At 66.8% G+C, this 12,527-nt stretch carries 10 protein-coding genes; 5 read left to right on the forward strand and 5 right to left on the reverse strand.

Annotated features, from left to right (window positions below; genetic code table 11):
- Window positions 1–1,050 carry a hypothetical protein gene (locus VFA08_13655; protein ID HYZ14633.1) on the forward strand — a complete coding sequence of 350 codons (1,050 nt, stop codon included), beginning with the start codon at window positions 1–3 and terminating at the stop codon, window positions 1,048–1,050.
- Here VFA08_13655 and VFA08_13660 read toward each other — a convergent pair.
- The 5 genes from VFA08_13660 to VFA08_13680 all read right to left on the reverse strand — a co-directional run bounded on the left by VFA08_13660 (window position 1,024) and on the right by VFA08_13680 (window position 6,172).
- Window positions 1,024–2,100 carry an IPT/TIG domain-containing protein gene (locus tag VFA08_13660; protein HYZ14634.1) on the reverse strand — a complete coding sequence of 359 codons (1,077 nt, stop codon included), beginning with the start codon at window positions 2,098–2,100 and terminating at the stop codon, window positions 1,024–1,026. The two genes, VFA08_13655 and VFA08_13660, sit on opposite strands and share 27 nt — an antisense overlap.
- 302 nt (window positions 2,101–2,402) lie before the next feature.
- Window positions 2,403–3,116, reverse strand: coding sequence for a response regulator transcription factor (locus VFA08_13665; protein HYZ14635.1), 714 nt, complete (start codon window positions 3,114–3,116; stop codon window positions 2,403–2,405).
- A 62-nt stretch (window positions 3,117–3,178) separates the two neighbouring features.
- Window positions 3,179–3,820 carry a response regulator transcription factor gene (locus VFA08_13670; protein ID HYZ14636.1) on the reverse strand — a complete coding sequence of 214 codons (642 nt, stop codon included), beginning with the start codon at window positions 3,818–3,820 and terminating at the stop codon, window positions 3,179–3,181.
- A 74-nt stretch (window positions 3,821–3,894) separates the two neighbouring features.
- Window positions 3,895–4,674 carry a response regulator transcription factor gene (locus VFA08_13675; protein HYZ14637.1) on the reverse strand — a complete coding sequence of 260 codons (780 nt, stop codon included), beginning with the start codon at window positions 4,672–4,674 and terminating at the stop codon, window positions 3,895–3,897.
- A gap of 97 nt (window positions 4,675–4,771) precedes the next feature.
- Window positions 4,772–6,172, reverse strand: coding sequence for a hypothetical protein (locus VFA08_13680; GenBank protein ID HYZ14638.1), 1,401 nt, complete (start codon window positions 6,170–6,172; stop codon window positions 4,772–4,774).
- Window positions 6,173–6,279: 107 nt separating this feature from the next.
- On the opposite strand from VFA08_13680, the gene VFA08_13685 reads away from it, so the two are divergent.
- The 4 genes from VFA08_13685 (at window position 6,280) to VFA08_13700 (ending at window position 12,486) form a co-directional block, all read left to right on the forward strand.
- The gene (locus VFA08_13685) at window positions 6,280–6,594 is read left to right on the forward strand and encodes a hypothetical protein (protein HYZ14639.1); all 315 of its coding nucleotides are present in this window, start codon (window positions 6,280–6,282) and stop codon (window positions 6,592–6,594) included.
- A 229-nt stretch (window positions 6,595–6,823) separates the two neighbouring features.
- The gene (locus VFA08_13690; protein HYZ14640.1) at window positions 6,824–7,462 is read left to right on the forward strand and encodes a hypothetical protein; all 639 of its coding nucleotides are present in this window, start codon (window positions 6,824–6,826) and stop codon (window positions 7,460–7,462) included.
- A gap of 5 nt (window positions 7,463–7,467) precedes the next feature.
- Window positions 7,468–8,640, forward strand: a complete 1,173-nt coding sequence (locus VFA08_13695; GenBank protein HYZ14641.1) for a hypothetical protein — start codon at window positions 7,468–7,470, stop codon at window positions 8,638–8,640.
- A gap of 24 nt (window positions 8,641–8,664) precedes the next feature.
- Window positions 8,665–12,486, forward strand: coding sequence for an ATP-binding protein (locus VFA08_13700; GenBank protein HYZ14642.1), 3,822 nt, complete (start codon window positions 8,665–8,667; stop codon window positions 12,484–12,486).
- Window positions 12,487–12,527 lie beyond the last annotated feature (41 nt).

Consider the following 12,527-nt stretch of genomic DNA (forward strand, 5'->3'; position numbering starts at 1 on the left):
GTGAAGTTGGTCGTACTGGTCACTGAGCCACCTGGGGTCGTCACCTTGATCGGGCCGGTGGTTGCGGTCGCAGGCACGGTGGCCGTGATCTGCGTGTTCGAGTTCACGGTGAATGTCGTGGCGGCGACGTTGTTGAACGTGACCGCGGTCGCCCCCGTGAAGTTCGTCCCCGTGATCTTGACCGATGTCCCAACGGCCCCAAACGTGGGCGCGAACGAGGTGATCGTCGGGGCAGCTATCGTGAAGTTGGTAAGACTGGACCCAGTGCCACCGGGAGTGGTTACCCTGATCGGGCCGCTGGTGGCGGTCGTAGGCACGGTGGCGGTGATCTGCGTCGCCGAGTTCACGGTGAACGTCGTTGCGGCCACGTTGTTGAACGTGACCGAGGTCGCCCCCGTGAAGTTCGTTCCCGTAATGGTGACCGACGTCCCGACAGGTCCCGACGTCGGCGTGAACGATGTGATCGTCGGGCAGGTCGTGTTAGCGACCGTGAAGGTTGGGCCGGAGTCGGTCCCGTCGGCGTTCGTGACCTCGACCGCACCGGTCGTCGTCCCGGTACCTACCACCGCGGTGATCGACGTGCCCGAATCGATCCTGAACGACGCCGCGTTGGTGTTGTTGAATTCGACGTCGGTCACATTAGGGTTGTTGAAGTTCGTGCCCGTGATGGTGACCACACACCCCACGGGGCCGCTCGTCGGCGAGATATTCGTGATGGTCGGGGCGGCTGCGAACGCTGGCGTCTCGAGGCCGAGCACGAGCAATGCCGTCGCCACGCCGACCGCAGCCACGCGCCGGCCCATGCGCCGTTTGACAAATCTCATGGTCTATCCTCACCTTCCGCTAGAAGTGGTGCGGACTCTACATACCTCTCCTGGCGAGTCAACTTTTCCCACGCCACGCATCGGATTGCTCCTCCCGTCCCCCGAACAGGAAGACGAGGTTGAGCTGGTCACCGCCAAACAAGAAGAAACGGCCCCCCGGAGGGGGCCGTTTCTCTTGTGCGAGCCTCTCGGAGAGAGACTAGTGGCGGTGCCTCACGCGAGGTGAGACATCCTTCAAGCAGACGCTGTCATCTTCCAGCGTGAGCTTAGGCGCCAGGGCCCGATACTTGCCAGGCCTGTCCTTGATCGACGCCTTGTACTTCCCAGCGTCAGTCGTGGTGACAGATGCGACGTTCTTCCAGCCGCCACCCTTCTTCCTGCGCTGGACCTTGACCGTAACCCCTGCCATGCACTCGGCCGTGTCGTCCGCGACCGTCACCCGGCCCTTGGCGATGAGGTGCTTCCGCAGGCTGAGCGAGACGCTCCTCGCGTGCGTAGTCGGGCCGGCCGTGCAATCCGGCGGCGGCACCTGGAAGGACTCGGTGCTGAAGACCGGATTGGCGGTAACTCCAGTGTCCACCGAGATCGGTCCATCGGCGGAGCCGGATGGCACGATCACACTGAGCGACGTGACATCATCCACGTCGGGGACAGTGTGCGTGGCCAATTGTCCCGCCCCGTACGGGTTGAAGAAGACGTCGGCTCCCACGAACCCAGGCTGAATCAGGTTCGTCCCTGTGATCACGACCGTGGTGCCAGCCACGCCACAGTTCGGCACGAACGATGCGATGGTCGGGGCGCATGCACCGGCGCCATTCGTGGAAAGGAACGTGCCTGTCGTTTCGGCGGGGGTCCCACCCGCGTGAGTAGTGACTTCGATCGTGAAAGCCGTACCCGCGAGGAGGGGCGGAGTCTCGACCCACATCGTGGCATCGTCGATGACCAAGAAATCATTCGCCGGGGTGGCCACGTTCGCCGGGTCCAGGAAGTTCACCGTGTAGCCGGCACTCACAGGAAAGTCGTCGAAGCCCGTTCCCGTGAGCACAAGCACACAGCCTCCGGTCGCGGGGCCGCTGGTCGGCGTGAACGTCCCCACCGTCGGCTCGGCCGCAAAGGCCGGAGCCTCAAAGCCAAGGACGAGCAGAGACGCCCCGACTACGACTCCCATTGCGCGTCGACTGATTCGACGCTTCGTCAAACTCATAACGCTGTCCTCTCTTTCCAAATCGGCTTTCCTACCCTTACTCCAAGTTCCATGCGTCTCCCTTCTCTCCACTCCTTTCTGGCTCGAGCCGCCTCACCTAGGGGCGCACGCGGCACAAAGCCATCCAAGGCGGGGAATTTCGAAACCCTAATATCCCGGGCCCGTGCGGGTCAAACCTCTTCCCGCACACCGCTTTCCCCGCGCCTGTCCTCTTCGACCCCCACCTCAATGGGGCAACCAGTACCGATAACGACTCTCCAGGGGAAAGGTTGCGCACGGAGGTACGAAAGAGGGGAAATCGAGGCTGACTGTAGGCCCTATGGGCGAGGCGATCCCCCGTGCGTGGGACTTGCCCCGTCACCTTGACCGAATCCTTATGCGCCTTCAGAGAGGTCAACCGCGACGAGACCCGACCGGGCCGCCTCGATCACCGCACTAACCCGACTGTTGACGCCGAGCTTCCCGTAGATGCGACCGAGGTGCGTCGTGACGGTCCTCTCGCGAACGCCGAGGTGGCGTGCGATCTCGCGCGAGGTCAAACCACGTGCAGCGGCCCTCAACACCTCTTGTTCGCGCGTCGTCAGCCGATGCGCGATCTGTCGCCTGCTGTCGATGCCGTCGGCGATGGGCGCCATTCGGTCAACAGGCGTGCCGGCCATAACCACCTCGCCCTGAGCTGCCCGCTGGATCGCCTGGAGGAACTCGGCCGGATCGACATTCTTGTCCAGGTACCCATCGGCTCCCATGAACATCGCCCGGGAGATCGTCGCGGCATCCGCCCCCGCCCCCGATACCAGGATCGTGGCCTTTGGATAGCTCTCACGGAGCGTCCCGATCAACCACAGGGAGTCGCGCTCGCCGGGAAGTCCAAGGCCCACCAGGAGGACTGGCCGACTGCGCCGGACCCGTCGCATGGCTTCGAGACAGTCGTCGGCCGAGCCCGCTTCGGCAAGGACCTCCATCTCCTGCCGGTCGCCGATGAGCTTGCCCAGGCCGGAGCGCACGACGGCGAGCGGCTCCACGACGACCACACCCAGTCGCGGTCGCACGCGCTCCGCGCTCAACTTTCGTCCCGTCCCCTTCGCCATTCCCCGGATGTATCGGCGGCTTCTTCGACCACTTGCGCCGTCGATGCGCCGACCCGCGAGGTTTAGCGCGTGCGGCCGAACTCGATGAGGCCGAGCGACGCGCCCTGGGCCATCGCCTGCACACGCGTCTTGACCCCGAGCTTGCGATACAGCTTGGTGACGTGCGACTCGACGGTGCGATGGGAGATCCCAAGGCTCGTCCCCACCTGCCGCAGCGTGAGCCCGTCGGCCAGCAGCTGCAGGATCGTGATCTCGCGCCGAGTGAGCGTCGGTGAAACGGCTCGTGCCGCACGTGCCAACCGGCCGAGCTCCTGAACGGCGGCCCGCTCGTGCTCGGGTGGGAAGACGGGTTCGCCGCGGGCGACGACAAGCATGGCCGACGCCACGTCGTCGATCGCGGCGCTCTTCGCCAGGAACCCGTGGACACCGCTCCGCATGGCCGCGAGGACGGTCTCACCGTCCTCTCGGGCCGTGAATATCAAGACGCGAGCCGGGCTCCGGGATTCGCGCAGGCGGGCTGCCACTTCGAGCCCGCCCATCCTCGGCAGGGTCAAGTCCAGCACCACGAGATCGGGAGCGACGCGCTCGCAGAGGGCGAGCCCCTCTTCGCCGTCCTGCGCCTCGCCCACGACCTCGAGCCCTGCCGTTGCGGCGCAAGCGATCGAGACGACCTGTCGGAGGACGACGTCGTCGTCGATGATCACGACGCGAAACGACGGCGATCGGCGATCCGGCGACGTCCGAGATCCCTGAGCCATACCGGTTCCCAGGTGACCCCTCAGCCTCCCCGGAGCTCCGCTCGAGCCGCTCCAACTGGGCCGGGCGGGATCGGTGCGAGCCCTTCGCGCCAGGCCAGCGTGACGGCCTCCACTTTCGAGTGAACGCCGAGCTTGGCCAGAATGTGCTTCACGTGGCTCTGGACCGTGAGTGGGCTGATCCCAAGCACCTCGGCGGTCTCCCCTGTTCCGCGACCAGCCGCGAGCTCGCGGAGGATGTCCATCTCGCGGGCCGTGAGGCGCTCGAGCGCGCGCTCCTGCACCTGCGACCGAGTTCGGGTCCGATGGAGCTCGTTCAGCACGTGGACGAGGTCCGCCTCCGGCATCACCACCTCGCCGCCGACGGCGTACCCGATGACCTCGGCGAGCCGCTCGATCCCGTTTGACTTCTGGGCGTACCCCGACGCACCGGCGGTCAGCGCCTCCACGATCAGCTCAGTGGCTTCGTTCGCGGTCAGGGCGATCACCTTCGCCTCCGGGCATTCCGAGCGCAGACGCCGGATCGCGTCGACGCCTGCTCGACCAAGGGAATCGAGATCCACCAGCACGACATCGATACGATTCGTCGTACAGAGGCTGATCGCAGCCTCGACGTCGGCCGCCGAGCCGACCACGGAAAGGTCGAACCGGCCGTTCACGTGACGCGCTAGGCCCGGAGCAATCGTGTCGCCGTCGCCGACCACGAGAACGCGAACGCCGGCATCCATGGTGCCGAAAGCATCGGCATCGTGCTTCGATCGCCTGAGCCGCGCAGTGCGTTCTCGGATCGATGCGGTCAGCATCTAGCCATCGGTCGACGGCCGTCTCTGGCTCCGCTCCCCCGCGACGCCTACGCAGCAACGCGGCGCCGCATTCCGACAGACCGACGCTGATTGAGGATTACGACCGTTCGGTTGCGAAGCTCGAGGGCGTGGTGAGCCGCTCCGTGGGCGGGAACTCCCTCCCTCCGAGCCATCCCCCGATCGCACCGCCGAGGACGCCCCAGAGGAGCGCGAGCAGTCCCGCGATCAAAACGCCCGGCCCGATCAGAACCGATGAGTTACCTGGGATGCCGCCGGTGGCAGACGAAAGCGATACCGAAACCGATGCCAGCCAGGAGGCAACCGACACGAGCACCGCGAAGACCACGCCGGACGCGGCCCCGATCGCGATGGACTCGGACCTGAGACGGGCGCGCTTCCTGACGCCGTACCGCCCTCCGAGCACGACCGAAAGCGCGGGAACGAGGAGGAATAGGAAGTAGCCGGTTGGCGCCGTCGCGAAGTCGGTCCGTACCGTCAGCGCGTCGCCATTCGAGCCGTCGGTACTTACGGAAACCGACGTAGGGAACTTCGAGTAGCAGAGGAAGGTCGCGGAGACGCCTCCTCCCGACAGACCGTCGCAGCCGCCCATCGCCGGGACCAACACCCACATGGATTGGTTCGGGAGCAGGAGCGCATGATGCGCAACGATCACGGCGGTCTGGTCGGCAGGCGGTCCGGAGATCGCTGCGAAGTAGGCCCTGCCGGCGCTGGGGCGGACCGCCGCCAGCACGACCAAACCGACGAACGACAGCACCAGGCCGAGAACGAACATGCGCAGACCGCCGGCGATGGCCCCCGCCGCCCTCCGCCCCCAGGGCTCATGCGAGATGAGCTCGAAACGCCCCGAGCGCAGGCCGCCGGCAGCGCCTGCCGCCGCCCCGAGCAGCAGTGGCAGTACGAGCCAGGAAAGGCTCCACGAGTCCATCTGAAGGCTGCCCGCCACCAGGGAGTTCTGCGGGATGGGGACGTCGACGGTCAGTAGCCCGGACACCACGAACGGAGGGATGGCGTATCCGACCGCCACCTTCATCCCGTGGAAGACGCGGGCCACCCCGGTGCCTCCCGCCCGATCCGCGACGGCACGGCCCCCTCTGTAGAGGATCGCGATCGCGAGGAAGGTGGCCAGCATCATCGCGAGCCCGACCCCGCCGGTGAGTCCCGCTGCACCGGACGGGCCCCCGGGCGCACCTTCAACCGGGAAGTTCAAGCCGGTCGTGATGGCAACGTTCACGGCTGCATGGTGGAACCACCCGAAGTAGAGCCATCCCAGTTTGGGGACCGATACCTGCTGCTGCTGCTCGACGGCGCTCACTGCGAACGCCGCGGCCTGGCCCACCGCCGCGATCGCCACAAAGGCCAGCCCGCCACGGATCAGCCCCCCGATCCACCCTCGGACAAGGATCTCGCTCAGTGGGGACCGCCGGGCCGCCTGTGCTGCTCCGGAGCCGGCGCGCGTCTCCGACGGGACCTCGTTCACCGCAGTTGCCTCCACCATCTCGACGACATCGGATCAGGTCGGACGGACATCGCGCCGAGACTAATGAAACACGGCAGAGGAGCGAAGGGAAGGAAGAGAGGTCCCCTGTGAGCCTGCGTTTGGACATCGCCACGATCGCCAGGATCGAAGCCGATCGGATCTACGCATTGATACTCCCGGAGGCGGAGGACGGCGGCACGGTAACTGTGCCCGTCCCATTCCTGGAGAAGGTGCTGACGACCGGAGAGCAGCTGGTGGGGTACGCGCCGACGTATGTGAGGAGAGCGTTGGATCGGCTGCAGGCGACGGCGAAGATCGTCGGCCGTTTCAGAAAAAAGGCCGTCATCGAGAAGCAGAGTCTCGCAAACGTCGCAGCCGCGTTCCGTATCGCCGCGGATTCGGCAGAGGGACGGCGCTCGTGATCTCGGGCCGTTGTCACCTCGGCGGGAACTCAACACTCGTCTGACCGGTCCGTTGTCGGCCAACCGGGCGACTGAAGCCGACGGGCCGACCGATACATCTAGACCGATAAATGGTCCTTAGGGCGGATACGCGCGCCTCGTCGCGGCGCCGATATCGACCCTCGAACCAATCAATTTGGGGGGAACGATGTTCGGACACGTTGCCGGGCGCCCGCGACGGTGGCCATGGGTGGTCCTGTCCTTCCTGTTTGCGATGGCGTTTGCTTCGTCGTTCGCCGTCATGGAAGTCACGTCAGAGGTGCAGATCGACGCCGACGTGTTGAACATCATCCGGATCGGAACGGCGGTTGGATTGGGACTGTCCTTGTTGCTTCTCCTCTTTACGTTCAAACGCGGCCGCCGCGCGAAGGGCGAGACGGCGGGCAACGATGGGACGGAAGAGCGACCGCCCGCAGAGAAGCACGTTCAGACCTATGAAGAGGTCTTCGGCGTTCAGCACGATCTCGACGAGGGAGGTCTTCCTCACGCGCCCGAGGGCGAGGAATCGCTGAGCGAGGAATGGCAGAAGGCCGAAGAGGTGATGGTTGATGGCGACGGGCTACCATCGGAGCAGCAGGAGCCGGCGGAGGTGCCCGCTTCCACTTCCGAAGACGATCTCCAGCCCGTCCAAGCTGATGTCGACGGATCGGTCGAGAAACCCCAGTCGGATGATCAGGTCGAGTCCGGGGACGCCGACGTCGACTCCGATCAGCACCTCCGCAAGATCCGGGAGGAGTTCAAGGCCAGGGTCGAGGAGGCCGCGCTCCGGGTCAAGCAGCGGGAGGGCGACCCTCACGAGGCCGCATCCGCACCGAATCCCGAGCGATGATTGGGGTGTCTGCGGGCCGCGGGCGACGGGTCGTTTGGGCGATCCTGTCGGTTTTGTTCGTCGTCGGCTTTGGCGTCTCCACGTTCGTGGTGGGCTCCGAGCGGAACGCGGCCCTCGACGATGTAGCCAAGCGTGCGCGCAACGAGGCGCAGTTCGTGAAAGACACCCTGACCGGCAGGCAGTTCACCAAACCGGTCACCGGTTCGAGCTACGACGACGTCGCAAACAAGATCTATAGGTCGATCTCAGAGGGATCCATCGCCGGCGTGACCGTTTGGTCCTCACACGGCCGTGTCGTCTTTTCGTTGAACGAGTCGCGGGTGGGGAACGCGCCGTCGGAGATGCGGTCGCTCATTACGAGGACTGCAGTGGGATCGGGATCGACGCGGGTCGTCGACGACACTGTGCAGACGTTCACCCGCATCTCGAAGACGCCCGACGGTCCGGTCGCGATCGTGCAGGTCGATCAACCGGCCGCTTCGGTTGAGGCCCGGATCGACGACCTCTGGAGCACGCTCCGGATGGGATCCGTCTTCGGACTGGCGGTTTCGCTGCTGCTCCTCGGCCTGACGTTCGTTTCGTCGAGGAGACGGGCACGCGCGCCAGAGGACGATGTTCGGCCCCCGGAAGACGCTGGCGCGGAAGTGAAGGCCGCGCGGCAACCGGCGGCCACAACGCCTACCGAGCAACGCCAACCCACCTATGAAGAGATCTTCGGTGCACAACACCATCCCGACGAGGCGCTTGCTCCTGCCGAGCTCGATGGCGGTCCCGCGCACCAGGAGTCGACGCCGGAACCCCGCGAAGTGGTCCACGAGGGTTCCCTCGACGGCAATCTCGAGCCCCGATCTCAGGAGTCGATGCAGGAGCCGCGCGAAAAGGCTCCTGTAATGGCCCCCGCCGGCGATCACCAATCACCGCCGGTGCCAAAACCGCGTGAAGAGGTTCAGGACGTCGCCCTCGACGCCGATGTCGAGCACAGGTCGCAGAAGTCGGTGCCGGTGCCGGAGCCGCGGGAAGACGCGCTCGACCCTGCGCTCGAGAGCGACCCTCGGATCCAAGCGATACAGCAGCGGCGCGAGGCGTTCAAGGCCAAGGCACAGCAGGCAAAGCTCCGCCTCGAGCAGGTGGAGAACGAGTTCTACGAGGCTTCGTCGGGTCGGAAATCTGAGGGATAAGCGAGGGGACGGACCATGGGCGACATGACTGAGATCGAGACCGGCGAAGAAACGACCGCTCCCCCCATGCCCGTCGGAGCCGCGGTGTCACAAGCGGGCGAAGAGCTGAAGCGGGCTGCCGAGCGGCTCCTGGCGAGAGAGGAAGGACAGGCCAAGCAGGCCGAGGCTCGAGCTCGGGAGGCGGCGGAGCGGGCCAGCCGTGCCGAGCGCCGCGCTCAGACAGCGGAGGAACAGCTCAGGGAAGCGGCCACGCTGATCCAGGCCGCCGAGTCCGAATCCACGGCAGCTGCGGAACGGGCCAGGATGGCGGAGCTCCGCGCGCAGACCGCGGAGGAACAGGCCCGGGAGGCAGTCGACCGTCTCGAGGCAGCGCAGGAGGAGAGCAACCAGCGGGCTGAGGAGCTCAGCAGACAGGCCGAGCAGCGGGCCATGGAACAGGTGCGCGAGGCGGAGGTCCGGGCGGAGAGCGGCGAGGAACGGGCGAGGCAAGCCGAGCTTCGCGCGGAGGAATTGGACGAGCAGATCTTGCAGGCCAGCCAGCTCATCCAGGTCGCCGAGGCCCAGGCCACCAGCGCCGACGAGCGCGCCAGAGCTGCCGAGGAGCAGATAGAAGGGCTCACTCACCGCGTCCGGGTCGCCGAACAGGAATCCCAGCAGATCGGCGATCGCATCCGGGCCTCCGACGAACGGGCCCGGGAAGCGGACGAGCGGGCCAGGGCCGCCGAGGAGCAGATCGAACGGTCCACCCAGCGCGCCCAGGTTGCCGAGCAAGAAGCCCTGCAGATCCGCGAGCTCATCCAGGCCGCCGATGAGCAGGCCAGGATGGCCGACGAGCGGGCCAGGGCCGCAGAGGAGCAGGTCGCTGGACTCTCCGATCGCCTTCGTGCTGCGGAGGAAGACGCCAATAGTTGGCAGGAGCGACTGAGTCAGGCGGAGCGCCGGGCGCAGGAGGCGGAGGAGCAAGCGCTACAGGCCACCGAGCTCATCCAGGCCGCCGAGGATCAGGCCAGGAGGGCCGACGGGCGGGCACAAGCCACCGAGGAGCAGATCGCCGAGCTCACCGAACGGACCCAGGCCGCCGAGGACGACGCGAACAGAGCGCAGGAGCGACTGAGTCAGGCGGAGCTCCGAGCGCAGGAGGCAGAGGAACAAGCTCGTCAATCCGCCGAGCTCATCCAGGCCGCTGAGGAACAGGCCAGAAAGGCAGACGGACGGGCCCGCGCCACCGAGGAGCAGATCGCTGAGCTCACGGAGCGCCTCCGGGCGACCGAGGAAGAGGTCACGCAGCTCACTCAGGCCGCCGACGAGCAGGTGGTGCAGGCCAACGAGCTCATCCAGGCCGCCGAGGACCAGACGAGGCAGGCCGACGAACAGGCTCAGGCTGCTCAGGCGCAGATCGGAAAGCTCACGAATCGGCTACGTGGCGCCGAGGAAGAGATGGCTCTGGTCACGCAGCAGCTCAGAGCGAGTGAGGAGCAGGTCGCCCAGCTCACCCAGGCCGCCGAGGAGCAGGCCGCGAACACGGACCAACTCGTCAAGGCCGCTGAGGAGCAGGCCAGGAAGGCCGACAAGCGAACCAGGGCGTCCGAGGAGAAGATCGCGGAGCTCACCGGGCAGCTCCAGGCCGCACAGGCGGATGTCGCACAGCTGACTCAGGCCGCCGACGAACAGGTCGTGCAGGCCAACGAGCTCATCCAGGCGGCCGAGGACCAGGCGAGGCAGGCCGACGAGCAGGCCCAGGCCGCGCAGGAGCAGATCGGCAAGCTCTCCAATCGACTGCGGGGCGCCGAGCAAGAAATGGCTCTGGTCACCCAGCAGCTCAGGGCCGCTGAAGAAAATTCAGCTCAGCTCTCGGATCGGCTCCAGGCTGCGGAGGGAGAGGTCGCACAGCTCACCAGGGCCGCCGACGAGCAAGTCGTGCAGTCCAACGAGCTCATCCAGGTCGCCGAGGACCAGGCCAGGGAGGCCGACGAGCGGGCCCAGGCCGCCGAGAGGAAGATCGGAGAACTGACCAAGCTCGTCCAGGCCGCCGAGGAGCAAGCCGAGCAGGCAAACCAGCTCATCCAGGTCGCCGAGGACCAGGCCAGGGAGGCCGACGAGCGCGCCCAGGCCGCAGAGGTCCAGATCGGAGAGCTCACGGAGCGGCTCAGCAAGGCGGAGGAAAGCGCCTCACAGCTCACCCAGCTCGTCGAGGCCGCCAACGAGCAGTCGGTGCAGGCCAACCAGCTCATCCAGGTCGCCGAGGACCAGGCCAAGAAGGCCGACGAGCGGACCCAGGCCGCCCAGGAGGAGATCGGACAGCTCACCGAGCGTCTCCGCGTCGCGGAGGAAGGTGCCTCCGAGGTCACAGAGCGGCTCCGGGTGTCGGAGGAACAGGCCGCCCAACTCGCCCACGCGGTCGATGAGCAGGCCCTGCAGGCCAACCAGATCATCCAGGCCGCCGAGGACCAGACCAGGAGGGCCGACGAGCGGGCCACGGCCGCCGAGGATCGCGCCCACGCCGCCGAGGAGCAGATCGGCCAGCTCACCGAGCGGCTTCGGGTCGAGACGGAGAAGGGCGTTCTGCTCAGCCAGACGCTGGACGCCAAGGAGGAGGCCGCGAGGGAACAGGCTACGCAGCTGCTCGCCGCCGAGACCGCGACCAAACAGATCGAGGTCCGCGCGCAGGCCGCCGAGGAGCAGGTCGAACAGCTCACACCGCGCCTCCAGGCCGCCGAGGAGCAGGCCAGCACCGCCGCCGCCCGCCTTCTGACGGCGCAGGCGGAGGCTCAGCAGGCCGAACTTCGGATGCGAGCGGCGGAAGAGAAGGCCGAGGACGCCGTCAGGCGTATGAGGGCCGCGGAGGATGAGGCCCACCAGGCCACGGCGTCGGCGCTGGTCGCCGAGACCAAGGTCAAGCAGGCCGAGGTGCGGTCGCGATCAGTGGAAGATCAGTCGGCGGGGACCGCCTCGAAGAACGCGGAACTTCTCGAGCAACTGCAACAGGCACGAGGGGAACTGGTGGGCGCCGAGGAACGAGCGCGCCTCAGCGAGGAACGGTTCCGGGAGGCCAGCCAGCGGGTCGAGGTCTTCGAGCAGCAGATCAAGGAGCTCAAGGTGCGGCTGTCGGTGGCGAAGACCGACCTACCCGTCGGCGCCGTCGCAGACAAGGAGCGAAGCGCCCTTTCGGACGCGGTGGCCACGGAGGTGCGCCGGCCGCTCACGTCGATCCTCGGCGTCACCATGGCACTTCGACACAACGATCCCGACTCCCGTGACGGCCAGGAGCTGGTACGACAGCTCGGGACCAGCGCACGCAAGCTCGATCGCATGCTGAACGTGCTCCTGGAGCTCGACAGGCTCGCCGACGGGACCCTCAGGCTGAATCGCCGCCGTACCGACCTTCAGGCGTTGATGCGCCGGGTGGTCGAGGAAACGCCGGATCTGGCGAGCCGGAACATGCATGTGGAGGCCCAGAAGGTCGTCGTGCCGGTCGACCCTTCCATGGTCGAGCAGATGATCGAGACCCTCCTGGCCAACGCCACATCGCGCACGTCGTCCGGCGACCCCGTGTGGATCGCCGTTTCGAGCGACCCCGAAGGCGCCGTCATCGCCGTCGACGACATGGGTCCCGACGTTCCCAAGGAGCTGCGCAAAGCCCTCGCGGGCGAGCACACGGACGGCGCGGGTAGAGGCCGGGCGTCGACCGGCATGGCCGTGCTGCAGAGACTCGCCGAGGTCCATGCCGGCAGGGCCTGGGTCGAGCCACGAGAAGGTGGAGGCGCCTCGTTCCGCGTGTTCCTGCCAGACACGACGGAGGCAGACGCGGCAGGCGCCACTCAGGCCGCCCCGCAGCATGGCGAGTGACTTGAGGGCCTAGCAGCGGAAGATGTGACCCGCCGGGCCGG

The sequence above is a fragment of the Actinomycetota bacterium genome (assembly GCA_035640355.1).
Lineage (GTDB): Bacteria > Actinomycetota > UBA4738 > UBA4738 > HRBIN12 > CALGFI01.

What these genes read in the sequence shown, in the direction of transcription:
- VFA08_13700 (HYZ14642.1), top strand. Translation starts at nt 8,665, where the DNA reads ATGACTGAGATCGAGACCGGCGAAGAAACGACCGCTCCCCCCATGCCC.
- VFA08_13665 (HYZ14635.1), bottom strand. Translation starts at nt 3,116, where the DNA reads ATGGCGAAGGGGACGGGACGAAAGTTGAGCGCGGAGCGCGTGCGACCG.
- VFA08_13675 (HYZ14637.1), bottom strand. Translation starts at nt 4,674, where the DNA reads ATGCTGACCGCATCGATCCGAGAACGCACTGCGCGGCTCAGGCGATCG.